The sequence below is a fragment of the Erwinia sp. AK-PDG3-5 genome, assembly GCF_056821705.1.
Genome location: NZ_CM165967.1, coordinates 427,850 through 450,407, shown reverse-complemented (window position 1 = coordinate 450,407; position 22,558 = coordinate 427,850). Strand labels below are relative to the sequence as shown.

At 56.5% G+C, this 22,558-nt stretch carries 22 protein-coding genes; 9 read left to right on the top strand and 13 right to left on the bottom strand.

Going from position 1 to position 22,558, the window contains the following annotated elements:
• Positions 1-57 precede the first annotated feature (57 nt).
• The 3 genes from AC1UKS_RS01975 (at position 58) to AC1UKS_RS01965 (ending at position 2,217) form a co-directional block, all read left to right on the top strand.
• Complete coding sequence (locus AC1UKS_RS01975; RefSeq protein WP_482435541.1) at positions 58-1,050, top strand: hydrolase; 993 nt, start codon at positions 58-60, stop codon at positions 1,048-1,050.
• Position 1,051: 1 nt separating this feature from the next.
• A complete protein-coding gene (locus tag AC1UKS_RS01970) occupies positions 1,052-1,270 on the top strand; it encodes a YheU family protein (protein WP_482435539.1) in 219 nt (72 codons plus the stop codon).
• 77 nt (positions 1,271-1,347) lie between these two features.
• Positions 1,348-2,217, top strand: a complete 870-nt coding sequence (locus AC1UKS_RS01965; RefSeq protein ID WP_482435537.1) for a phosphoribulokinase — start codon at positions 1,348-1,350, stop codon at positions 2,215-2,217.
• 39 nt (positions 2,218-2,256) lie between these two features.
• Here AC1UKS_RS01965 and AC1UKS_RS01960 read toward each other — a convergent pair whose 3' ends face one another.
• Positions 2,257-2,667: an OsmC family protein gene (locus AC1UKS_RS01960; protein ID WP_013204174.1), complete on the bottom strand. Its 411-nt coding sequence runs from the start codon at positions 2,665-2,667 to the stop codon at positions 2,257-2,259.
• Positions 2,668-2,974: 307 nt separating this feature from the next.
• On the opposite strand from AC1UKS_RS01960, the gene crp reads away from it, so the two are divergent.
• The gene (gene crp, locus AC1UKS_RS01955) at positions 2,975-3,607 is read left to right on the top strand and encodes a cAMP-activated global transcriptional regulator CRP (protein ID WP_005969523.1); all 633 of its coding nucleotides are present in this window, start codon (positions 2,975-2,977) and stop codon (positions 3,605-3,607) included.
• A 58-nt stretch (positions 3,608-3,665) separates the two neighbouring features.
• Entirely contained in the window at positions 3,666-5,744 is a 2,079-nt protein-coding gene (locus AC1UKS_RS01950) for a YccS/YhfK family putative transporter (RefSeq protein ID WP_482435534.1), read from the top strand.
• A 67-nt stretch (positions 5,745-5,811) separates the two neighbouring features.
• On the opposite strand, the gene argD is transcribed toward AC1UKS_RS01950, so the two are convergent.
• From argD to ppiA, 4 genes are all read right to left on the bottom strand, one after another.
• On the bottom strand, positions 5,812-7,029 hold the full coding sequence (argD, locus tag AC1UKS_RS01945; protein ID WP_482435532.1) for a bifunctional acetylornithine/succinyldiaminopimelate transaminase: 1,218 nt from the start codon (positions 7,027-7,029) through the stop codon (positions 5,812-5,814).
• An 81-nt stretch (positions 7,030-7,110) separates the two neighbouring features.
• Positions 7,111-7,689, bottom strand: coding sequence for an aminodeoxychorismate synthase component II (locus AC1UKS_RS01940; RefSeq protein ID WP_482435530.1), 579 nt, complete (start codon positions 7,687-7,689; stop codon positions 7,111-7,113).
• Positions 7,690-7,722: 33 nt separating this feature from the next.
• A complete protein-coding gene (locus AC1UKS_RS01935) occupies positions 7,723-8,283 on the bottom strand; it encodes a putative adenosine monophosphate-protein transferase Fic (protein WP_206404367.1) in 561 nt (186 codons plus the stop codon).
• Positions 8,284-8,380: 97 nt separating this feature from the next.
• The gene (gene ppiA / locus AC1UKS_RS01930) at positions 8,381-8,953 is read right to left on the bottom strand and encodes a peptidylprolyl isomerase A (protein WP_053141543.1); all 573 of its coding nucleotides are present in this window, start codon (positions 8,951-8,953) and stop codon (positions 8,381-8,383) included.
• A gap of 269 nt (positions 8,954-9,222) precedes the next feature.
• Between ppiA and tsgA the strand changes: the two genes are divergently transcribed.
• A complete protein-coding gene (gene tsgA / locus AC1UKS_RS01925) occupies positions 9,223-10,407 on the top strand; it encodes an MFS transporter TsgA (RefSeq protein WP_151036423.1) in 1,185 nt (394 codons plus the stop codon).
• Between the two features lie 61 nt (positions 10,408-10,468).
• Here tsgA and AC1UKS_RS01920 read toward each other — a convergent pair whose 3' ends face one another.
• A complete protein-coding gene (locus AC1UKS_RS01920; protein ID WP_482435527.1) occupies positions 10,469-11,749 on the bottom strand; it encodes a cytosine deaminase in 1,281 nt (426 codons plus the stop codon).
• A 247-nt stretch (positions 11,750-11,996) separates the two neighbouring features.
• Here AC1UKS_RS01920 and nirB point away from each other — a divergent pair, with 247 nt between their 5' ends.
• The 3 genes from nirB to cysG all read left to right on the top strand — a co-directional run bounded on the left by nirB (position 11,997) and on the right by cysG (position 16,294).
• Positions 11,997-14,531 (top strand): nitrite reductase large subunit NirB, encoded by a 2,535-nt coding sequence (gene nirB / locus AC1UKS_RS01915; RefSeq protein ID WP_482435526.1) that lies wholly within the window; start codon positions 11,997-11,999, stop codon positions 14,529-14,531.
• A complete protein-coding gene (gene nirD, locus AC1UKS_RS01910; protein ID WP_482435525.1) occupies positions 14,528-14,854 on the top strand; it encodes a nitrite reductase small subunit NirD in 327 nt (108 codons plus the stop codon). The genes nirB and nirD overlap by 4 nt, the downstream gene beginning before the upstream one ends.
• A 75-nt stretch (positions 14,855-14,929) precedes the next feature.
• Entirely contained in the window at positions 14,930-16,294 is a 1,365-nt protein-coding gene (cysG, locus tag AC1UKS_RS01905) for a siroheme synthase CysG (protein ID WP_265909311.1), read from the top strand.
• A gap of 57 nt (positions 16,295-16,351) precedes the next feature.
• On the opposite strand, the gene trpS is transcribed toward cysG, so the two are convergent.
• The 7 genes from trpS to aroK all read right to left on the bottom strand — a co-directional run bounded on the left by trpS (position 16,352) and on the right by aroK (position 22,499).
• Positions 16,352-17,356: a tryptophan--tRNA ligase gene (gene trpS, locus AC1UKS_RS01900; RefSeq protein WP_482435523.1), complete on the bottom strand. Its 1,005-nt coding sequence runs from the start codon at positions 17,354-17,356 to the stop codon at positions 16,352-16,354.
• 17 nt (positions 17,357-17,373) lie between these two features.
• Positions 17,374-18,051, bottom strand: a complete 678-nt coding sequence (locus AC1UKS_RS01895; protein WP_482435522.1) for a phosphoglycolate phosphatase — start codon at positions 18,049-18,051, stop codon at positions 17,374-17,376.
• Positions 18,035-18,721 (bottom strand): ribulose-phosphate 3-epimerase, encoded by a 687-nt coding sequence (rpe, locus tag AC1UKS_RS01890; RefSeq protein WP_013204189.1) that lies wholly within the window; start codon positions 18,719-18,721, stop codon positions 18,035-18,037. Before rpe ends, AC1UKS_RS01895 begins: the two co-directional genes overlap by 17 nt.
• A 52-nt stretch (positions 18,722-18,773) precedes the next feature.
• A complete protein-coding gene (gene dam / locus AC1UKS_RS01885) occupies positions 18,774-19,592 on the bottom strand; it encodes an adenine-specific DNA-methyltransferase (protein WP_053141532.1) in 819 nt (272 codons plus the stop codon).
• 125 nt (positions 19,593-19,717) lie between these two features.
• Positions 19,718-20,746 carry an SPOR domain-containing protein gene (locus AC1UKS_RS01880; protein ID WP_482435519.1) on the bottom strand — a complete coding sequence of 343 codons (1,029 nt, stop codon included), beginning with the start codon at positions 20,744-20,746 and terminating at the stop codon, positions 19,718-19,720.
• A gap of 90 nt (positions 20,747-20,836) precedes the next feature.
• The gene (gene aroB, locus AC1UKS_RS01875; protein WP_265909307.1) at positions 20,837-21,925 is read right to left on the bottom strand and encodes a 3-dehydroquinate synthase; all 1,089 of its coding nucleotides are present in this window, start codon (positions 21,923-21,925) and stop codon (positions 20,837-20,839) included.
• Between the two features lie 52 nt (positions 21,926-21,977).
• Complete coding sequence (gene aroK / locus AC1UKS_RS01870) at positions 21,978-22,499, bottom strand: shikimate kinase AroK (protein WP_041692146.1); 522 nt, start codon at positions 22,497-22,499, stop codon at positions 21,978-21,980.
• Between the last annotated feature and the right edge of the window lie 59 nt (positions 22,500-22,558).

Sequence of the window (22,558 nt, the reverse complement as noted above, 5' to 3'; positions counted from 1 at the left end):
CAGAAACGAACTTGTCGAAGCTAGCAATGTGACAGAGATCCTACAAGCATTTTGAACATGAATTTTAATCACTCAGCAGCCGCCTCTTTTCAGCCCTTAACCGGCATGAGCAATGCGCACCTGCAAACGCTTCTGCCGCGCCTGGTTCGCCGTCGGATTAACCTAAAACCTCACTGGCAACGCCTGACGTTGCCGGACACGGATTTTATCGATCTGGCGTGGAGTGAAGATCCTGCAGGTGCCAGACACAAGCCGCGGATGGTGCTGTTTCACGGTCTGGAAGGCAGCGTAAACAGCCCTTATGCCCACGGGCTGCTGGAAAGCTGTCAGGCGCGAGGCTGGCTGGGGGTGGTGATGCATTTTCGTGGCTGCAGCGGCGAGCCCAATCGCCTCCACCGGATTTATCACTCTGGCGAAACCAGCGATGCCACCTTTTTCCTTAACTGGCTGCGTGCAGAGTGGGGGCAGGTTCCCACCGCCGCCGTTGGGTTTTCGCTGGGCGGGAATATGCTGGCCTGCCTGATGGGCGAGCAGGGCGCAAACTGCCTGCTGGATGCGGCGGTGGTGGTATCGGCCCCGCTGATGCTGGAACCCTGCAGCCAGAAGCTGGAGCAGGGATTTTCCCGCGTTTACCAGCGCTACCTGCTCAATCTTCTGAAGCAAAACGCTGAACGCAAACTGCTTGCCTGGCCTGGCACCTTGCCCATCGATCTGACTGAGCTTCGGGCGCTGAAAAAGCTGCGTGATTTTGATGATGCCATTACCGCCAGGGCACACGGTTTTCAGGATGCGACGGATTACTACCGTCGTTGCAGCGCGATGCCGTTATTGCCCGGCGTGGCAAAACCGCTGCTGATCATCCACGCCAAAGACGATCCTTTTATGACCGACGAAGTGATCCCCACGCCCGACCTGCTGCCTGCGTCAGTGACCTATCAACTGACCGAATATGGTGGCCACGTGGGGTTTGTCGGTGGCACCTTACGCAATCCGCAAATGTGGCTTGAGCAACGCATTCCTCAATGGCTTTCAACCTGGCTGGACAACTAACGTGATTATTCCCTGGAAAGAGCTCGACGCTGACACCCTCGATAACCTGATTGAATCCTTTGTCCTGCGTGAAGGCACCGACTACGGTGAGCAGGAACGCTCGCTGGAACAAAAAGTGAAGGATGTTCGCCGCCAGTTAAGCAGCGGCGAAGCGGTGCTGGTGTGGTCTGAACTGCACGAGACGGTCAATATTATGCCGCGAGGTTCCGTGACCGGTTAAGTGGCAAAGATGACACCCGTGCGCGAAACATGGTACCAATGCGTGATCGATGTGACTTTTCTCAGGGAGGTATGCGCATGTCAGCCAAACATCCGGTTATTGCCGTCACCGGCTCCAGCGGGGCGGGAACCACCACCACCAGCCTGGCCTTCAGAAAAATCTTCCAGCAGCTGAATCTGCATGCCGCCGAAGTCGAAGGCGACAGCTTTCACCGTTATACCCGTCCTGAAATGGATATGGCGATCCGTAAGGCGCGCGATATGGGCCGCCATATCAGCTATTTCGGCCCGGAAGCCAATGACTTCGCCCTGCTCGAACAGACCTTCGCGGAATATGGTCGTTCAGGCAGCGGCAAATCCCGCAAATATCTGCACACCTATGATGAAGCGGTACCCTGGAATCAGGTTCCGGGAACCTTTACGCCGTGGCAATCCCTGCCGGAACCGACAGACGTGCTGTTTTATGAAGGGCTGCATGGCGGCGTGGTGACGCCGCAGAACAATGTCTCCCAGCAGGTTGATTTGCTGGTTGGCGTAGTGCCGATCGTTAACCTGGAGTGGATCCAGAAACTGGTGCGCGATACCAGCGAACGCGGCCACTCACGCGAAGCGGTGATGGATTCGGTGGTGCGATCCATGGAGGATTACATCAACTTTATTACGCCGCAGTTCTCCCGCACGCACATTAACTTCCAGCGTGTGCCGACCGTAGATACCTCTAACCCGTTCGCGGCGCGCGGTATCCCGTCGCTGGATGAAAGCTTTGTGGTGATCCATTTCCAGGCGCTGGAAGATATCGACTTCCCGTATTTGCTGTCGATGCTGCAGGGATCGTTTATCTCGCACATTAATACGCTGGTGGTGCCGGGCGGCAAGATGGGACTGGCGATGGAGTTGATTATGGGGCCGCTGGTGAAACGTCTGATCCAGGGTAAGAAAATAGAGTAAGCCCCGCGGGAACGGGGCTTAAGGCGGCGATGGGATGACTTACGCCGGTAACTCAATCACTTCATAGCTGTGGGTGATTTCCACGCCTTTGCCCAGCATCAGTGCGACCGAGCAATATTTCTCAGCGGAGAGATCAACGGCACGCGACACCGCTTTATCGCCTAACGCCACGCCGGTGACGATAAAGTGCAGATTGATGTGGGTGAACAGGCGTGGGGCCTCTTCACGGCGTTCGGAGCTGAGCTTCACTTCGCAATCCTTTACGTCGTGGCGGCCCTTCTGCAGAATGGAAACCACGTCGATTGCGCTGCATCCGCCCGCGGCCATCAACACCATCTCCATCGGGCTCGGGGCTTTATCGCCCGCATTTCCGTCCATCAGAACCTGATGCCCGGATGAGGATTCTCCCAAAAACGTTAACCCTTCAACCCACTTGACTCGAGCCTGCATAACAATTTCCTCTAATTCATTCAGTTATCGCCAGATTACGCTTTAGCCAGAAAAACGGCAATGCGGCAATTTTCGCACTATGCTGAAGCGAGACAACACAAGACACTCGTTGAAAGCTGTGCTACAAACAAAGCTGTAATATTTTCGTCAGTACTCTACAGGCACGACGAAACGAATCGCATAACGAGCCAGGCTTTTAACAGAGGCCCGAATAAATTTCCTGATGGGAAACGCTTGACTATTTCAACGCCTGGCAGGGAACTCTGCCCCTGTATTTAGGCACGATTACAACAGAGGATAACAGCGAATGGTTCTCGGCAAACCGCAAACAGACCCGACACTTGAATGGTTCCTGTCTCATTGCCATATTCATAAGTATCCATCCAAGAGCACGCTGATTCATCAGGGTGAAAAGGCAGAAACCCTCTACTACATCGTCAAAGGTTCAGTAGCGGTGCTTATCAAGGATGAAGAAGGCAAAGAGATGATCCTGTCTTACCTCAATCAGGGCGACTTTATTGGCGAGCTTGGCCTGTTTGAAGAAGGTCAGGAGCGCAGCGCGTGGGTACGCGCGAAGACAGCCTGTGAAGTGGCTGAAATCTCCTACAAAAAATTCCGTCAGCTGATCCAGGTTAACCCTGACATTCTGATGCGCCTGTCTGCACAGATGGCGAATCGCTTGCAGGTCACTTCTGAGAAAGTGGGCAATTTAGCTTTCCTCGATGTGACGGGTCGCATCGCGCAGACCTTGCTGAACCTGGCAAAACAACCGGACGCCATGACGCACCCGGATGGGATGCAGATCAAGATCACCCGCCAGGAAATTGGGCAAATCGTTGGCTGTTCTCGTGAAACAGTGGGACGCATTTTGAAGATGCTGGAAGATCAGAACCTGATCTCGGCACACGGTAAAACTATCGTTGTCTACGGCACGCGCTAATCGGCTCTGATCCACGGCGCAACACCTGGTGTTGCGCCTTTTTATTTGGTGTGGAGTGATGTGGCGTCGACTGATTTATCACCCGGAGATCAACTACGCATTGCGCCAGACGCTGGTGCTCTGTTTACCGGTAGCGATGGGATGGCTGCTGGGCGACTTGCAAAAAGGGTTGCTGTTTTCCTTAGTCCCTGCCTGTTGCAACCTCGCTGGCCTTGATACTCCTCATAAGCGCTTTTTCAAACGCCTGATCGTTGGCGGAATCCTGTTCGCCTTCAGCAGTTTCCTGATCCAGTACCTTGCCGGTCACCACGTTCCCCTGCCCGTGATCCTGTTTTCGATGGCGATGCTGCTGGGCGTCACCGGCGAAATCAGCCCGCTGCATGGTCGCCTGCTGCCCGGCTCGCTGATAGCCGCAATCTTCACCCTTAGCCTGGCAGGACGCATGCCGGTGTGGGAACCGCCGATGCTCTACGTGCTCGGCACCATCTGGTACGGCGTGTTCAACTGGGTCTGGTTCTGGCTGTGGAAAGAGCAGCCGCTGCGGGAAACCTTAAGCCTGCTCTATCGCGAGCTGGCGGGTTACTGCGAAGCGAAATACACCCTGCTGACCAAACTCACCGATCCGGAGAAAGCCCTGCCTCCGCTGCTGGCGCGCCAGCAAAAAGCGGTCGACCTGATCACCACCTGCTATCAGCAGATGCATATGCTGTCAGCCACCAACAACAATCACCACAAGCGGCTGACCCGCGCGTTTCAAATCGCGCTTGATTTGCAGGAGCACATCTCCGTCAGCCTGCATCAGCCGGAAGAAGTGCAAAAGCTGGTGGAGCAAAGCCATGCCGAAGCGGTGATCCGCTGGAATGCGCAGACCATCGCCGCCAGGCTACGTGAACTGGCCGACGATATCCTCTACCACAAGCTGCCCGAGCGCTTCACCATGGATAAGCAGCTTCAGGCGCTGGAGAAGATCTCACGGCAGAATCCGGATAACCCCGTCGGCACCTTCTGCTATTACCACTTCAGCCGGATTGGTCGGGTGCTGCGTACCCAGCGTCCCCTTTATCAGCGCGATTTGATGGCTGACCGGCAGCGCCGACTGCCGCTGCTGCCGGCTATCAGAAGCTATTTGTCGCTGAAATCGGCCGCCTTGCGCACCGCCGCCCGCTTTGCGGTGATGCTGACCTTTGCCAGCTCGCTGGCGCTATTCTTTAATCTGCCCAAACCCTACTGGATCCTGATGACGGTCATGTTTGTCAGCCAGAACGGGTACAGCGCAACCCGCGTCCGTATTCAGCACCGTGCGCTGGGCACGCTGGCCGGGCTGGTGATTGCCGCAGTAACCCTGCGCCTGCAGGCACCCGAATCCATCGTGCTGCTGGTGATGCTAGCCATTACCCTTATCAGCTACCTGTTTATCCGTAAATTCTACGGCTTCGCGATGATTGGCTTTACGGTCACCGCAGTGTATTCGTTGCAGCTGCTCTCGCTTAACGGCGCAGACTTCCTGCTGCCGCGTTTACTGGATACGCTGATGGGTTGCCTGATTGCCTTCGGGGGCACCATCTGGTTGTGGCCGCAATGGCAAAGCGGGTTGCTGCGGCAGAATGCGCATGACGCGCTGGAAACCTATCAGGATGCGCTGCGGTTATTGCTGGGGAATGAACAGGACCCGGTGAAGCTGGCCTATCAGCGTATCCGCGTTAATCAGGCGCACAACGCTCTGTTCAACTCGCTCAATCAGTCGATGCAGGAGCCAGGCTTTGATCCCAGCTATCTGGCGGATATGAAACTGTGGGTGACGCACAGCCAGTTTATCGTCGAGCATATCAATGCCATGACCACGCTGGCGCGTGAACACACCATGCTGACCTCGTCGCTGGCGGAGCGTTATCTGCAGGCCTGTGAGATTGCGTTGCAGCGTTGCCAACAGCGGCTGGAGTATGACGGGCCGAGCTCAGAAGCGAACGTGCTGGATACGCAGATGGAGTTGAATCAGGGGCCGGTGACCATCCTGGAAAGGCATGTGAAGCGGATCCTGGGGCATCTCAGCGTGATGCACACCATCTCGTCACTGGCGTGGAGCGCGCGGCCGCATCATGGACGCTGGTTGTCCCGGCGGTTAAGGAAGTCGACGTAAGCAGAATGGTGCAGAGAAGGACAGTCGCGGATCGGGAGCTGAGCCACTCAGCTCCCGTTACTGTCGGTTAAGTCAGGACTTTTTCGACGGCTTTGGCGAAGCGCGCCATGCCTTCTTCAATGTCGGTCGGCTCAATCACCAGCGATGGCGCAAAGCGGATCACATCGGTCCCGGCATTCAGGATCATCACCCCTTCAGCGGCGGCGGCATTCAGAATATCGCGCGCTTTGCCGGCATGTTGTGGCTTCAGCGCCGCACCAATCAGCAACCCTTTACCGCGAATGTCGCTGAACAGATCCAGCTTCGCGTCCAGCGCTCTCAGCGCGGTGACAAACTGCTCACGACGCGTTTCCACCCCGCTCAACACCGCTTCGGTATTGATGATATCCAGCGCGGCTTCGGCAATGGCACAGGCCAGCGGATTTCCGCCGTAGGTGGTGCCGTGCACGCCAGGCGACATGGTGGAAGCAATCTCGTTGGTGGTCAGCATCGCACTGACCGGGAAACCGCCGCCCAGCGCTTTCGCGGTGCTGAGGATATCGGGCGTCACGCCGTAATGCTCATAGGCGAACAGCTTGCCGCTGCGGCCCATACCGCTTTGTACTTCATCCAGCACCAGCAACGCCTGATGTTCGTCACAGAGTTTGCGCAGCCCCTGCATAAATTCGACGGTCGCGGGCATCACGCCGCCTTCACCCTGAATCGGCTCAACCACAATGGCGCAGGTGTGATCGTCAATTACCGCTTTGACCGCGTCCAGGTCGTTGAACGGCACATGCACGATATCGGCAGGTTTCGGCCCAAAGCCGTCAGAATATTTCGGCTGGCCACCGACAGAAACGGTAAACAGCGTGCGGCCATGGAAGCCGTTGTGGAAAGCGATGATTTTGCTTTTGTACGGCGAATGGCGTTTAGAGGCGTAATAGCGGGCCAGCTTGAAGGCGGCTTCATTGGCTTCAGCACCGGAGTTCGCGAAGAACACGCGCTCGGCAAAGGTGGCGGCGATCAGCTTGCTGGCAAGGCGCAGTGCGGGTTCGTTAGTAAACACGTTGCTGGTGTGCCAGAGGGTTTCACCCTGAGTTTTTAACGCTTCCACCAGCACCGGATGGCAATGTCCCAGCGCGGTGACCGCAATCCCACCGGAAAAATCGATGTACTCTTTGCCCTGCTGATCCCAGACACGGCTCCCTTTGCCTTTCACCGGCACAAACTGCGCTGGTGCATAAACAGGCAATATCACTTCATCAAATGTCGCCCGCGTCACCGCTAATTTATCCGCTGCCATTGACTACCTCATCATTTGTAACGTTGCAGAAAAGTGAAATTATAATCATAAAATATGCATAATAAATCACTTAAAGGCAATTTATTTCCGCGTAAGAAAATTCGCCAGCAGCTGATGCCCTTGCTCGCTAAGGATACTTTCCGGATGGAACTGCACGCCCTGCAGCGGCAAATGACGATGGCGGAAGCCCATAATCTCGTCCGGTTGCCCGTTTGCAAGGGTCCAGGCGGTGATTTCAAAGTCATCGGGCAGCGAGCCGTTTTCCACAATCAACGAATGGTAGCGGGTGACGGTGAGCGGATGATTCAGACCGGCAAACACGCCGCCATCGTTGTGTTCAATGGCGGAGACTTTCCCGTGCATCACTTCGCGCGCCCGCACCACGCGCGCGCCAAACGCCTGGGCTATCGCCTGATGCCCCAGGCAGACGCCCAGAATCGGCAGCTTTCCAGCGAAAGCGCGGATAGCTGAGAGAGAAATCCCCGCGTCGTCAGGCGTGCAGGGTCCCGGAGAAATCACCAAACGTTCGGGCTGTAGCGCCGCGATCTGCTCAAGGGTGATCCGATCATTTCTGTGAACTTCAACCTCAGCGCCCAGCTCGCAAAAGTACTGGTAGAGGTTCCAGGTAAATGAGTCGTAGTTATCGATAAGCAGTAGCATGGTGGCTCCGGGCGGGATCAGGACCGCGCTATTCTACGCACTTTCCGGCCGTTCGCTTACCACTTTGCCAAACGCGGCGGTCAGTAAGCTGAGATCGCCGTCCAGACTCGCCTGATTCGCGGCCTGCCAGCTTTCCGCATCCATATTCTTCCACTGAATATCAAACCCGGCCTGAATGATCACCTGCTCAAACAGCAGTCGCTGAGCGCGCCCATTGCCGTGCAGGAACGGATGCAGCACCGTGAGTTCGCAGTAATACCACGCCAGACGTTCGGTCAGCGTTTCCAGCGGCAAATCGGCCAGGCCATTCTCATCTTCGAGCGACTGCATCAGCGCATTGCCTTCTTTCTCGATATATTCGAAATGGCAGCACGGCGTGTCGCCCAACTGGATATCAACGCGGCGCAGTTCGCCCGCATCCTCAAGGACATCCTGAAATAAGGCATGGTGAAGCGCCCGCAAATGGGGAAGTCCGGGATGAGCAGGGCCGGGATCGAAGACGGTGCCGCCTAACTGAAAACTGGCGAGGAAATTGGCTTCCAGTCGTTGCTGCCAAAGGCTGTGTTTTTGTTTATCGGTGACTTTTTTGGACATGCTGCCTCCATGACGAAGTGATTGCTGCTTAATGCGGCCGGGCGGCCGCGTGCAAGATGCCTGCACTCAGTATAAGCAGCAATCACCCATCGGGAGATTAAGGCAGTACTTTTGCGGAGAGGATCATCACCGGTTTCACCGGAACATTCTGGTAAGGACCGACGTTCTGCGACTGAACCTGGGAGATTTTATCCGCCACGTCCTGGCCTTTCACAATCTTGCCGAACACCGCATAGCCAAAATCACGCTGGCCATGGTCGAGGAAAGCGTTGTCCGCGACGTTGAGGAAGAACTGGCTGGTGGCACTGTCCTTGTCCGCAGTACGGGCCATTGAAATGGTGCCGCGCTTGTTCAGCAGGCCATTGTCGGCTTCGTTTTTAATCGGCGCGTTGGTCGGCTTCTGCTGCATATCCGCAGTAAAGCCGCCGCCCTGCACCATAAAGCCGGGGATCACGCGGTGGAAAGTGGTGTTGTTATAAAAACCACTGTTGACGTAATCAACGAAGTTCTTGGTGGAGATCGGTGCTTTCTGATTGTTGAGTTCCAGCTCAATGTTGCCAGCGGAGGTGGTCAACATCACATGCGTGTCTCCCTTGGCTGCCAGAGCAGATACGGAGATCGAGGACAGCGCGAGAACGGTCGCAACCGCTGTCAAAGTACGTTTTAACATGAAAGATTCCTTACAAAGGGCTACAGGCAAGAAAACTGATTGTAAAGAGGCGCTTACCCGTGCGCCAGCGTTTTACCTATATTTACGTCGAAACCTGTCCGGGCAATCGCTTGCGAGACCCGATAAAGCGTGAGCTTGCTCACGTTATTCATGAATATGAAAACAAATGTTTCATTAATTATTTAAGCTGATCACGATTATCGTTACACTTCCGACGCTTACCGTGGGCGTCCTGCTCCACACTCCCTTTGACTCACAGGTTTCCAATTATGACTAATCGCGATCGCATCGGGCTTACCTGGATCAGCTTCTTCTCTTATGCGCTTACCGGCGCAGTGGTTATTGTGACCGGGATGGTGCTGGAAAATATTGCTGACTATTTCCAGTTACCTGTTGCCCAGATGAGTAATACCTTTACCTTCCTGAACGCCGGTATCCTCGCTGCGGTGTTTCTGAATGCCTGGCTGATGGAAATTATTCCGCTGAAGCGCCAGCTGATCTTTGGTTTTGTGCTGATGGTGTTGGCGGTGCTGGGGCTGATGAACAGCCACAGTCTGAGCGTCTTCTCTCTGTGCATGTTTGTGTTGGGTGTGGTCAGCGGCATTACCATGTCGATCGGCACCTTCCTGATCACCCATCTGTACGAAGGCCGTCAGCGCGGTTCGCGCCTGCTGTTTACCGACTCCTTCTTCAGCATGGCCGGAACGATTTTCCCGATAATTGCCGCCGCCATCCTCGCGCGCTCGCTGCCGTGGTACTGGGTGTATGCCTGTATCGGCGTGATCTACGTGGCCATCTTTGTGCTGGCACTGTGCTTTGAGTTCCCGGTGCTCGGCAAGAAAGCACCCAACCAGCCGCAGGGTGAGAAAGAGAAATGGGGTGTTGGCGTGCTGCTGCTCTCCGTAGCTGCCCTCTGTTATATCCTGGGCCAGCTTGGTTTTATTGGCTGGGTGCCGCTGTACGCCACCAAAACCATGGGTATGGATATCAGTCAGGCCGGCGGTCTGGTCGGTAACTTCTGGACCTCATACATGATCGGCATGTGGGCGTTCAGCGCCATCCTGCGTTTCTTCGATCCGCAGCGCATTGTCACCGTGCTGGCCCTGCTGGCGACCGCACTGATGTACTGGTTTGTCACCTCGACCGACGCGTCGATGCTGAAGTGGATCATGATCAGCCTGGGCTTCTGCTCCAGCGCGATTTACACCACCATCATCACCCTCGGCTCGCTGCAGACCAAAGTCTCTTCGCCGAAGCTGGTCAACTTTATCCTGACCTGCGGCACCGTCGGCACCATGCTGACCTTCGTGGTGACCGGCCCGATTGTTGAAAAAGGCGGCGCACATGCGGCGCTGTTAACAGCAAACGGTCTGTATGCCGTGGTGTTCGTGATGTGTCTGCTGCTGGGCTTCGTCAGCAAGCATAAGCTGCCTGGCCATATGTCCGCGCACTAATCATCAGACAGATAAACGAAAGGCCGGGAAACCGGCCTTTTTTATTGCCTGCGGGAAGGGCTCAGCGCTTAAAATCGACGGTCTCGCTTTCCTGCAGATGAATGGTGGTTTCGGCGGGCCGGGTCTCTGCAATTACCCTTCCCCGACGAATCGAGTAGCGCACCGGCACCTGCCGACGCACGGCATCAAAACCATTCTCCGCCGACAAAATAATCAGGTTGGCGCTGTTACCTGCCTCGAGTCCGTAATCCGTCAGATTCATGGTTTTGGCGCTGTGATGGGTGATCAGATTAATGCCGGCATCAATCTGGCCGTAACCCATCAGCTGGCAGACGTGCAGCCCCATATGCAGCACCTGCAGCATATTTGCCGTGCCTAACGGATACCAGGGATCGAACACGTCATCGTGGCCAAAGCAGACGTTGATCTCTGCGTCGAGCATCTCTTTCACCCGCGTAATGCCCCGGCGTTTAGGGTAAGTGTCAAACCGCCCCTGCAGGTGAATATTGACCAGCGGATTGGCGACAAAGTTGATGCCGGAGAGCTTCAGCAGGCGGAACAGCCGCGAGGTGTAGGCACCGTTATAGGAGTGCATCGCCGTGGTGTGGCTGGCGGTGACGCGTTCGCCCATTTTCTCGCGCAGCGCCAGCGCGGCGACCGTCTCGACGAAACGGGATTGCTCATCATCGATTTCATCGCAATGCACATCGATCATCCGCTGGTACTTCTGCGCCAGCGCGAAGGTTTTATGCAGCGACTCCACGCCATATTCACGGGTGAATTCGAAATGCGGGATAGCGCCAACCACATCCGCTCCGAGCTTCAGCGCCTCTTCCAATAACGCTTCGCCATTTGGATAAGAGAGAATGCCTTCCTGGGGGAACGCCACCAGCTGAATATCGACCCACGGCGCCATCTCGGCCTTCACTTCCAGCATCGCCTTCAGCGCGGTCAGCGTGGGGTCGGACACATCCACATGGGTGCGTACGTGCTGAATGCCGTTGGCAATTTGCCATTTCAGCGTCTGTTTCGCCCGCTGCTTAACATCGTCGTGGCTCAGCAGCGCCTTGCGTTCCGCCCAGCGCTCAATGCCCTCGAACAGCGTTCCCGACGCATTCCAGGCCGGTTCGCCCGCGGTCTGCGTAGTATCCAGGTGAATATGCGGCTCGATAAATGGCGGAAAGGCTAATCCTCCTTCCGCATCCAGCGCATCCACCGTAGGAGGATTCTGCGTCTGCGGGGAAATCCGCACGATCCTGCCGGCGTCGATCTCAATTTGCCAAAGGCCTTCCCGCGCCGGCAAACGAACATGCGTTATCCATTTCAAATTAACAGCCTGCATACACGCTCCTGAGGGTCAGTGATCTCTTCTTTAACCATAACATTGTTTACGCGGGCTGCACGGCGATTGTCAGTCACCGGCTGATCCGTTTCAGCTGAAGTTCTGCAAATTCCAACACTTACAATAAAACCCAGAAAATCAGCAGCATACCCATAAAGGAGTATTTAAAAAGCGCTTTGATGTACATCAATAAGCCGGAGGTCGGGCGCGCTATTGTAGCGGCATTACATTGCATTGTGAGGCAAATATGAGCACCCGACTCGTCATCATTGGCAACGGCATGGTAGGCCACCGGTTGATTGAAGAACTGCTGGCAAAGGCGACGCCCGGCCAGTTTGCCATCACCGTTTTTTGCGAAGAACCTCGCGTGGCCTACGACCGCGTACACCTTTCCGCCTATTTTTCCCATCATACCTCGGAAGAATTATCGCTGGTCCGCAACGACCTGTACCTGAAAAATAACGTGGAGGTGCTGATTGGCGAACGGGCGATCACCCTGAACCGGCAGGAGAAGACGATCGTTTCCAGCAGCGGTCGCGCCGTACAGTATGACAAGCTGGTGATCGCCACCGGCTCCTATCCGTGGGTGCCGCCGATCAACGGCGCGGACGGTCAGGACTGTTTTGTTTACCGCACCATTGAAGACCTCAACGCGATTGAAGCCTGCGCGCGCCGCAGCACGCGCGGTGCGGTGGTGGGCGGCGGATTGCTGGGCCTGGAAGCGGCTGGCGCGCTGAAAAATCTCGGCATCGAAACCCATGTCGTGGAGTTTGCCCCGGTGCTGATGGCGGAACAGTTGGATCCCCTTGGTGGCGCGCAGCTGCAGCAGAAAATCGAACGGATGGGGGTGAAGGTTCACACTGGCAAAAACACCCAACGCATCACCGACCGCCCGGAAGGCGGCAAACGCATGCAGTTTGTCGACGGCAGCGCGCTGGACATCGACTTTATCGTCTTCTCTACCGGTATTCGCCCGCAGGATACCCTCGCCAGACAAAGCGAGCTTGCCCTCGGCCCGCGTGGCGGCGTGCTGATTGATGACCACTGCCTCAGCTCTGATGGCGATATCTATGCCATCGGCGAATGTGCCGCCTGGCAGGGCCGTATCTATGGGCTGGTTGCGCCGGGCTACAAAATGGCGCAGGTCACCTGCGATCACCTGCTGGGCAATGACAACCGCTTTGCTGGCGCGGATATGAGTGCCAAGCTAAAACTACTGGGTGTGGAGGTGGGCGGCATTGGCGATGCGCATGGCCGCACGCCGGGTTCACGTAGCTATGTTTATCTGGATGAGAGCAAGGAAATCTATAAGCGGCTGGTGGTCAGCGAAGATAACACGCGGCTGCTCGGTGCGGTGCTGCTGGGCGACACCAGCGATTACGGCAATCTGCTGCAGCTGATGCTGAATGCCATTGAACTGCCTGAGAACCCGGATGCCCTGATCCTGCCGGCCCATGCCGGGAGCAAGCCCTCAATCGGCGTCGACTCGCTGCCAGACAGCGCGCAGATTTGCTCCTGTTTCGATGTCACCAAAGGCGATCTGGTCAGCGCCATTCAGGGCGGCTGTCATACCGTTGTTGCCCTGAAAGCAGAAACCAAAGCCGGAACGGGCTGCGGCGGCTGCGTGCCGTTAATGACCCAGGTGCTGAATGCCGAACTGAGCCGTCAGGGCATCGAGGTCAATCACCACCTTTGCGAGCATTTCAGCTATTCACGCCAGGAGCTGTATCACCTGATCCGCATTGAAGAGATCAAAACCTTCGATGCGCTGCTGGCGAAATACGGTAAAGGCTACGGCTGCGAGATCTGTAAACCGACCGTCGGCTCGCTGTTGGCTTCCTGCTGGAATGAATACGTATTAAAACCAGAGCACACCTCACTGCAGGACAGTAACGATATCTTCCTCGGCAATATTCAGAAAGATGGCACCTACTCGGTGATCCCGCGATCCGCTGGCGGAGAGATCACCCCGGAAGGATTGATGGCCATTGGCGACATTGGCCGCCGCTTCAACCTCTACACCAAAATCACCGGATCCCAGCGTATTGGTCTGTTTGGCGCGCATAAGGATGACCTGCCGGCGATATGGTCACAGCTGATCGCCGCCGGCTTCGAAACCGGTCATGCCTATGCCAAAGCGCTGCGCATGGCCAAAACCTGCGTGGGCAGCAGCTGGTGCCGCTTTGGCGTCGGCGACAGCGTCAGCCTGGGCGTCGAGCTGGAAAACCGCTACAAAGGCATCCGCACGCCACACAAGATGAAGTTCGGCGTCTCAGGCTGCACCCGCGAATGTGCCGAAGCCCAGGGCAAAGACGTCGGGATTATCGCCACCGAGAAAGGCTGGAATCTGTATGTGGCCGGGAACGGCGGCATGAAGCCGCGCCATGCGGATCTGCTGGCAGCCGACCTGGATAAGGAAACGCTGATCCGTTATCTCGACCGCCTGATGATCTTCTATATCCGCACGGCCGATAAGTTGCAGCGCACCTCGCTGTGGCTGGAGAGTCTGGAAGGCGGCATCGACTACCTGAAACGGGTGATCGTTGACGACACGCTGGCGCTCAATGCGCAGCTGGAAGCCGAACTCGCCAGACTGCGCACGCGGTTTGTCTGCGAGTGGAAAGAGACCGTGGACGATCCGCGTCAGCACGCGCGCTTCGCTCACTTTATTAACGATTCACGGCGCGACCCGCTGGTGCAGGTCATCGGCGAACGCGAGCAGCATCGCCCGGCACGGCCGGAGGAGCGCATCCCTGTTGTTCTGTTGGAGGAGCAATCATGAGTCACTGGCAACCGGTCTGTTCTCTGGACAGCATCCTGCCCGCCACCGGCGTGTGTGCGTGGGTGAACAATCAACAGCTGGCGATCTTCCGCCCACGCGCCGATGAAACGGTGTATGCGCTCAGCAATATCGATCCCTTTGCCGGGGCCAGCGTTCTGTCTCGCGGATTAATCGGCGAGCATCAGCAGACGCTTTGGGTCGCCAGCCCATTGAAAAAACAGCGTTTCCGTCTGCATGATGGCCTCTGTATGGATGACGAAAGCCGTTCCGTCATCAGCTACCCTGCCCGCGTCCGTGACGGTAAGGTAGAGATTGCTGTTTGATCCCCGACTGATATGTAAAAATCCCGCACCGGCCGCGTTCTGGCGGCCCTTTTCTTTCTGACTGGTGAGCGTTGTATGGACTATCTTCCCCTGTTTTGTCAGCTGCGTAACAGAGCCTGTCTGTTAGTCGGCGGCGGTGACATTGCCGAACGTAAAGCACGAATGCTGCTGAAAACCGGAGCCGACCTGACAGTCTGTGCAACCCACTTCTCCCCACAGTTCCGGCTCTGGCAGCAGGCGGGCAAGCTCACCTTGATTGAAGGCACCTTCCGCGCGGAGATGCTCGACGGTTGCTGGCTGGCGATCGCCGCCACCGACGACGACGCGGCGAATCAGCAGGTGGGCGACTGCGCCGAGGCACGACAGGTGTTCTGTAACCTCGTCGATGCCCCGCAACAGGCCAGCGTCATTATGCCGTCCATCGTTGACCGCTCGCCGTTGATTGTCGCCATCTCCAGCGGCGGCCGTGCGCCGGTGATGGCCCGACTACTGCGGGAAAAAATAGAGGCGCTGTTGCCTCAACATCTGGGGAAAATCGCCGCCTATGCCGGTTCTCTTCGCCAGCGGGTTAAAGATCGGTTCGTCGGGATGGGTCAACGCAGACGGTTTTGGGAAAAAGTGTTTCATCACGATCGGCTGGCGCAGTCGCTGGCCAATCAACAAACCGACCAGGTTGCGCAGCTGACCGAAGCGCTGTTTGCTGAACCGCTTGAGAATCGCGGTGAAGTGGTGCTGGTTGGCGCAGGACCTGGCGATGCCGGGCTGCTGACGCTGAAAGGCCTGCAGCAGATCCAGCAGGCTGACGTGGTGGTGTACGATCGTCTGGTGTCCGATGCGATCCTCGAACTGGTGCGCCGCGATGCGGAGCGCATCTTTGTTGGCAAGCGGGCAGGTTTCCACTGCGTGCCGCAGGAAAGCATTAATCAGCTTCTGCTGGAACAGGCGCAACAGGGCAAACGGGTGGTGCGTTTGAAAGGCGGCGATCCCTTTATCTTTGGCCGCGGCGCGGAAGAACTGGAGGCCCTGCTGGACGCGAAGATCCCCTTCTCAGTGGTGCCCGGCATCACCGCCGCATCGGGCTGTTCAGCGTACAGCGGCATTCCGCTGACGCACCGCGATCATGCTCAAAGCGTCAGACTGGTCACCGGGCATCTGCAGGCAAATGGCACGCTCGACTGGCCAAACCTGGCGGCGGAGCAGCAAACGCTGGTGTTCTATATGGGACTTTCGCAGGCGGGAGAGATCCAGACGCAGCTGCTGGCTCACGGCATGGCGGCCGATATGCCGGTGGCGCTGGTAGAAAGAGGTACGTCGCCCCAGCAACGGGTGGTCAGCGGCACGTTACAGCAGCTGGGGAGCCTGGCGGCTGAAGTCAGCAGCCCGTCATTGATAATTGTCGGCCGGGTGGTGGCCTTGCGGGAAAAATTGCGTTGGTTCTGAGGAATGAAAAGATAAACCAGAAGCGAAGATGTCCGCTTCTGGTTTGTTCAACGGCCGTTACGGCTGCGCAACAAAGCCGATGGCTTCGTAGACTTTTTTCAGCGTCACCTGCGCCTGTGCACGGGCTTTAGCCGCGCCATCACGCATGATCTGATCCAGCAGCGCTTCATCATTACGGAAGCGGTAATAACGCTCTTGCAGATCGGTCAGCATGCCGGAAACGGCTTCGGCCACCGCGCCTTTCAAGTGACCATACATCTGGCCTTCAAACTGCTGTTCCAGCTCAGGAATGCTGGTGCCGGTCACGCCAGACAGGATATCCAGCAGGTTAGACACGCCCGCCTTATTCTTCACGTCATAACGTACCACCGGCGGCTCATCGCCATCGGTCATCGCGCGTTTGATCTTCTTCACCACCGCTTTTGGATCTTCCAGCAGGCCGATAACGTTATTTCGGTTATCGTCAGACTTGGACATCTTCTTGGTCGGCTCAAGCAGCGACATCACGCGCGCGCCTGATTTCGGGATAAACGGCTCTGGCACCTTAAAGATATCGCCATACAGCGCGTTAAAGCGTGATGCCACGTCACGGCTCAATTCCAGATGCTGCTTCTGATCTTCGCCTACCGGCACCTGCGTGGTCTGGTACAGCAGGATATCGGCCGCCATCAGCACCGGATAGTCAAACAGACCGGCGTTGATGTTCTCTTCGTAGCGCGTGGACTTGTCCTTGAATTGCGTCATGCGGCTAAGTTCGCCGAAATAGGTGTAGCAGTTAAGGATCCAGCTCAGCTGAGTATGCTCAGGCACATGCGACTGAACAAAGATGGTGCTCTTTTCAGGGTCGATGCCGCACGCCAGGTAAAGGGCCAGCGTATCCAGCGTCGCTTTGCGCAGTGCGGTCGGATCCTGGCGCACGGTGATCGCATGTAAGTCGACGATACAGTAGATGCAGTCATGGCTATCCTGCATGCTGACCCACTGACGCAGCGCACCCATATAGTTACCGATGGTCAGTTCGCCGGAAGGCTGTGCGCCGCTAAATACGATGGGTTTGCTCATGTTTTTCGTCCTGATAATTACAGCCCGAGTGCGGGCAACAAATCGTTAAAATGGTCCAGTACAACGGTAGGCTGGCTGGTGGCAATCGGCTCACCGTAGTTATAGCCAAACGTCATCCCGATGGAGGGACAGCCAGCAGCCTGAGCCGCCAGAATATCATTGCGGGAATCGCCGACAAACACCAGCTCCTCCTGCAACAGGCCGAACGTGCCTAACACCAGAAACAGCGGTGCCGGATGCGGTTTTTTCGCCACCACATCATCACCGCCGATAATCAGCGAGAAGTAGTCTGCAATGCCCAGTGAAGATAACAACGGCGCGACGAAAGGCGTGGGTTTGTTGGTCACCACCGCCATTGGCAGGCCTTTCGCTGCCAGTGCCGCCAGCCCTTCCTTCACGCCCGGAAACAGCTTGCTGCCGCTTTCGATGGTGGTGGCATAATGGGTATCCAGCAGCACGCGGGCATCGCGGATCAGCTCGTCTTCCGGCTGATGGCCTAATGCCCAGGTCAGCGCGCGTTCAATCAGGATATCCGCACCGTTACCGATCCAGGTGGAGACGCGTTCAACGCCTGCGGCCGGTAAGCTGAGTGCCGTTAATGCCGCATCGACCGCGCTGGACAGACCTGGCGCACTGTCAATCAGCGTGCCGTCCAGGTCGAAAGCCAATGCACGAACCTTAGTGAAATGAACCATGGCGTGATTTCTCCAGTTCGGTGCGCATATCGTCGATCACTTTTTTGTAATCCGCTTTGCCAAAGATCGCCGAACCGGCAACAAACATATCTGCGCCCGCATCGGCAATCTCAGCGATGTTTTCAACCTTCACGCCGCCATCCACTTCCAGGCGAATGTCATAACCGCTCTGGTCGATCAGCTTGCGAACCTGGCGCAGCTTATCGAGGGTGCCGGGAATAAAGGATTGACCACCGAAGCCCGGATTGACTGACATCAGCAGAATGACATCCACCTTGTCCATCACGTAATCCAGGTAGCTGAGCGAGGTGGCCGGGTTGAACACCAGACCGGCTTTACAGCCGTGCTCTTTAATCAGCTGCAGCGAGCGGTCGACATGCTCGGAGGCTTCCGGGTGGAAAGTGATGTAGCTGGCACCGGCTTTAGCAAAGTCCGGGATCAGGCGATCGACCGGCTTCACCATCAGGTGCACATCAATCGGCGCGGTAATACCATAGTCGCGCAGCGCTTTCAGTACCATTGGCCCCATGGTCAGATTGGGAACGTAGTGATTGTCCATCACATCGAAATGCACGACATCGCCACCGGCGGCCAGCGCTTTTGCTGTGTCTTCACCCAGACGGGCAAAATCCGCAGACAGAATTGATGGGGCAAGTAAAAACTGTTTCATCCATTTCTCCCAATTAGCGCACCTGACGACAGGCACGTACCGCAGTTGAGGGCTAACTCCCGGCGAACAACGCCAGCAGTTCATCCACCTGATTACGTCCGTTACTGTTGCGACTGATCGAACGCCGCGCTTTGATTTGATGCAGCTTTGCCGCCTGATACCATTCGCGGGTCAGCGGGGTATCGTGATTGGAGATCAGCACCGGAATGTGGCTCTCCATCGACAGCTTCTCCGCCAGTTGCGCCAGATGCTGTTGTTGCAGCAGACTGAAACTGTTGGTGTGGTAAGCGGTAAAGTTCGCCGTCGCTGACAGCGGTGCATACGGGGGATCGCAATAGACCACCGCCCCTTTATGTGCACGGCTCAGGGTAACATCGTACGATTCACAGACAAAGGTGGCGTTTTGTGAACGTTCAGAGAACCAGTACAGCTCGTCCTCCGGGAAATAGGGTTTGCGATAACGGCCAAAAGGCACGTTGAACTCACCGCTCAGGTTGTAGCGACACAACCCATTGTAGCAATGGCGGTTGAGATACAAAAACAGCAGGCCACGGCGGTAAGGATCCTCACAGCGATTAAACTCAGCACGGCGAGCGTAGTAGAACTCGGCGTCGTTGGTTTCGCTGGTAAACAGCTCGCGGGCATCGGTGGTGAACTCGCTGACGCGGGTTTTAACGATGTTGTAGAGGTTAATCAGGTCGCTGTTGATATCCGCCAGCAGGTAGCGCGGAAATTCAGTATTAAGAAACACCGATCCGGCCCCGACAAAAGGCTCTATCAGACAGTCGCCTTCCGGCAGATGACGATGGATATCTTCAAGCAGCGGGTATTTGCCACCCGCCCATTTTAAAAAAGCGCGATTTTTTTTCATGCCGTCGTTTTTTATTACACTTATTTTTCTGGCTGCGATGACAACAACAACCTATCTGCGCTTTGAATAGTTAGCCCTCCGAAGAGGGCTAACAGTTTCATCAGTAAATCAGGCTCGCCTGACCTCTATTCAGTGGACTCTTTCTTCACCTGGCTGACTGGCTTCACCCATGGGTTTTGTGCACGAACCTCAGCCGGCAGCGAGGCTACGGCGCGCTTCGCATCCGCTGGCGTGGCATACGAGCCGCTGACCAGCACATACCATGGCTGACCGTTACGTGCGGTTTTATACACGTGGTAGCTGCTCAGGTTTTGTTTCTTCGCCCAGGCATTCAGGGTATCTGAACGCGAGGCGCTGCTCAGTTGCAGCGTATAGCTGCCACCCGGCGTTGAGGTAGAAGCTTTTGCCGGCTCAGAGGCGCTGCGCGCGGCTGGCGTGATGGCAGCGTGCTTAGTCTCTTTTGCAGCAGATTTAGCCGCGGCTGGCTTGTGCGCAGTAGCCGGAGTCTGATGCTGAGTCGGATGACGTGGCTGGCTGGCGGCGGGCTTAGCTGCAGTTGCAGGTGGCGTATTGCCACCCGGCGCAACGGTTGCCGGTGCGGTAGGCAATGAGCTACCGGAATCCTGCGCACCCTGTGCGGCGGCATCGACCTGACCTTGCTGATTGCTCAGAGCATTGTTCAGATCGCCCGGCAGCTCAACGCGCTGCTGATTAGCCGGGGTTTGAACCGGTGCGGCCTGAGTTGGCGTGGAAGAGATTGGCGGTGCGCTGAGTTCCTGCGGGCCATTGCTGGTCGCCGGCGGGTTTGCCGCAGTGCTATCAGGCGCAGGCTGGGATCCAGACTGGCCGCTCATTGATGAGGAACCAGAAAGATCGATATTTTTATCGCTGCCGGACTGTGCAGGTGTTGTGCCCGCAGTACCGGTTGGCGCAGCAGGCTTCTCAGCCGTCTGGCTACTGTTGCTGTCACCCGGCGAGTTCAGCGCGGAGCCGATACCAATCACCAAAAGCAGCAGCACCAGAATACCGACGCCCATCATCATATGCTGGCGGGATACCGGGACTTTAGGGGCAGAAGACGTCTTGCGGGATCGCTGCGGGCGGCGATCACTGGTGTCAGGTTTTAACTCGTCTTCCGGTTTAAACTCGTCCATTCAACCTCCTACAGTAGAGCAGCGACGCCACTCAACATCCTCTGAGCGGCGGATAACTTGATCGTTGGGCACAAGCCCGATGTAACAGCTTCAGACTGGCAGGCAGTCGTTGATCGCAGCCAGCACCGTATCATGGGCCACGCCGCTGCGCACTTCGGACTGGCCGATAGCGAGAGGTAACACCAGACGAAGTTTTCCAGCCAGTACTTTCTTGTCACGCATCATATGCGGCAAATACGCTTCAGCCGCCATCGATTCCGGGCCGGTGACCGGCAGACCGGCACGTTTCAGCAACCGGATGATCCGGTCGGTATCCTCAGCAGAGAATTGCCCCAGACGCTCGGCCGTGCGGGCTGCCATGACCATGCCGGCAGCGACGGCTTCACCGTGCAGCCAGTTACCGTAGCCCATATGGGCTTCGATCGCGTGGCCGTAGGTATGGCCGAGATTTAACAGCGCACGTTGCCCTAATTCATGTTCGTCTGCGGCCACCACGTCGGCTTTCAGCTCGCAACAGCGGCGGATACAATACGCCAGCGCGTTGCCATCAAGGGCCAGCAGGGCATCGATGTTCGCTTCCAGCCAGCCAAAAAACTCAGCGTCGAGGATAATGCCGTATTTGATCACTTCAGCCAGGCCAGACGCTAACTCGCGTGGCGGCAGGCTGTTAAGGCAGTCAATATCAATCACCACCGAAGCGGGCTGATAGAACGCGCCGATCATGTTCTTGCCCAGCGGATGGTTAACCGCCGTTTTGCCTCCCACAGAGGAGTCAACCTGCGACAGCAATGTGGTAGGAACCTGAATAAAGCGCACGCCACGTTGATAGCTGGCGGCGGCAAACCCGGTCAGATCGCCAATAACCCCACCGCCTAACGCGATAAGGGTAGTGTCACGACCGTGAGGTTTTTCGAGAAGAGCGGTAAAGACCTGATCCATGACCGCCAGCGTTTTATACTGCTCGCCGTCGGGAAGGATCACCTGGTCAACCTCCACACCAGCGCCTTCCAGCAGCTGGCGCACAGGCGTGAGATAGAGAGGGGCCAGCGTCTGGTTTGTCACCAGCATGGCCCGATCGCCCGCCTTAAGCGGCCAAAAAGAAGCCGGATCGGTAAACAGTCCGGCAGCGATGGTAATGGGGTAACTTCTCTCCCCCAAAGTGACGGTAATCTTCTCCATGAAGCGTTATCACCTTTTTATTACTTTGGCCCGCAGGCGGTCAGAGCTGGACTCAGCTCTTTTCCAACATGTTGATGATCTGATTCGCGACCACTTTCGCACTCTGGTCGTCGGTACGGATCGTCACGTCAGCGATCTCTTCGTAGAGCGGATTGCGTTCTGCGGCCAGCGCTTCCAGCACCTCGCGCGGTGGAGATTCCACCTGCAGCAGAGGACGCTTTTTATCGCGCTGAGTGCGGGCAAGCTGCTTCTCAATGGTCGTTTCCAGATACACCACTACGCCGCGAGCCGAAAGACGGTTACGGGTTTCACGTGATTTAACGGAACCGCCACCGGTCGCCAGCACAATGCCTTGCTTCTCAGTGAGTTCGTTGATGATTTTTTCTTCGCGATCGCGGAAGCCTTCTTCGCCTTCGACGTCGAACACCCAACCCACATCCGCTCCGGTACGTCGCTCAATTTCTTGATCGGAATCGAAAAATTCCATATTGAGTTGCTGAGCTAACTGACGCCCAATAGTGCTTTTGCCGGCACCCATAGGCCCAACCAGAAAGATATTGCGTTTCTCTGCCATTTTTTCGGTATTACTACGACAATTCGTTAATGATACCCCGTCCAACCGGACAGGACATG

What these genes read in the sequence shown, in the direction of transcription:
- AC1UKS_RS01960 (WP_013204174.1), bottom strand. Translation starts at nt 2,667, where the DNA reads ATGCAGGCTCGAGTCAAGTGGGTTGAAGGGTTAACGTTTTTGGGAGAA.
- rpe (WP_013204189.1), bottom strand. Translation starts at nt 18,721, where the DNA reads ATGAAACAGTTTTTACTTGCCCCATCAATTCTGTCTGCGGATTTTGCC.
- ppiA (WP_053141543.1), bottom strand. Translation starts at nt 8,953, where the DNA reads ATGTTAAAACGTACTTTGACAGCGGTTGCGACCGTTCTCGCGCTGTCC.
- AC1UKS_RS01940 (WP_482435530.1), bottom strand. Translation starts at nt 7,689, where the DNA reads ATGCTACTGCTTATCGATAACTACGACTCATTTACCTGGAACCTCTAC.
- AC1UKS_RS01950 (WP_482435534.1), top strand. Translation starts at nt 3,666, where the DNA reads ATGTGGCGTCGACTGATTTATCACCCGGAGATCAACTACGCATTGCGC.
- AC1UKS_RS01975 (WP_482435541.1), top strand. Translation starts at nt 58, where the DNA reads ATGAATTTTAATCACTCAGCAGCCGCCTCTTTTCAGCCCTTAACCGGC.
- AC1UKS_RS01880 (WP_482435519.1), bottom strand. Translation starts at nt 20,746, where the DNA reads ATGGACGAGTTTAAACCGGAAGACGAGTTAAAACCTGACACCAGTGAT.
- AC1UKS_RS01965 (WP_482435537.1), top strand. Translation starts at nt 1,348, where the DNA reads ATGTCAGCCAAACATCCGGTTATTGCCGTCACCGGCTCCAGCGGGGCG.
- nirB (WP_482435526.1), top strand. Translation starts at nt 11,997, where the DNA reads ATGAGCACCCGACTCGTCATCATTGGCAACGGCATGGTAGGCCACCGG.
- nirD (WP_482435525.1), top strand. Translation starts at nt 14,528, where the DNA reads ATGAGTCACTGGCAACCGGTCTGTTCTCTGGACAGCATCCTGCCCGCC.
- crp (WP_005969523.1), top strand. Translation starts at nt 2,975, where the DNA reads ATGGTTCTCGGCAAACCGCAAACAGACCCGACACTTGAATGGTTCCTG.
- cysG (WP_265909311.1), top strand. Translation starts at nt 14,930, where the DNA reads ATGGACTATCTTCCCCTGTTTTGTCAGCTGCGTAACAGAGCCTGTCTG.
- AC1UKS_RS01920 (WP_482435527.1), bottom strand. Translation starts at nt 11,749, where the DNA reads ATGCAGGCTGTTAATTTGAAATGGATAACGCATGTTCGTTTGCCGGCG.
- trpS (WP_482435523.1), bottom strand. Translation starts at nt 17,356, where the DNA reads ATGAGCAAACCCATCGTATTTAGCGGCGCACAGCCTTCCGGCGAACTG.
- aroB (WP_265909307.1), bottom strand. Translation starts at nt 21,925, where the DNA reads ATGGAGAAGATTACCGTCACTTTGGGGGAGAGAAGTTACCCCATTACC.
- aroK (WP_041692146.1), bottom strand. Translation starts at nt 22,499, where the DNA reads ATGGCAGAGAAACGCAATATCTTTCTGGTTGGGCCTATGGGTGCCGGC.
- argD (WP_482435532.1), bottom strand. Translation starts at nt 7,029, where the DNA reads ATGGCAGCGGATAAATTAGCGGTGACGCGGGCGACATTTGATGAAGTG.
- tsgA (WP_151036423.1), top strand. Translation starts at nt 9,223, where the DNA reads ATGACTAATCGCGATCGCATCGGGCTTACCTGGATCAGCTTCTTCTCT.
- AC1UKS_RS01895 (WP_482435522.1), bottom strand. Translation starts at nt 18,051, where the DNA reads ATGGTTCATTTCACTAAGGTTCGTGCATTGGCTTTCGACCTGGACGGC.
- AC1UKS_RS01935 (WP_206404367.1), bottom strand. Translation starts at nt 8,283, where the DNA reads ATGTCCAAAAAAGTCACCGATAAACAAAAACACAGCCTTTGGCAGCAA.
- dam (WP_053141532.1), bottom strand. Translation starts at nt 19,592, where the DNA reads ATGAAAAAAAATCGCGCTTTTTTAAAATGGGCGGGTGGCAAATACCCG.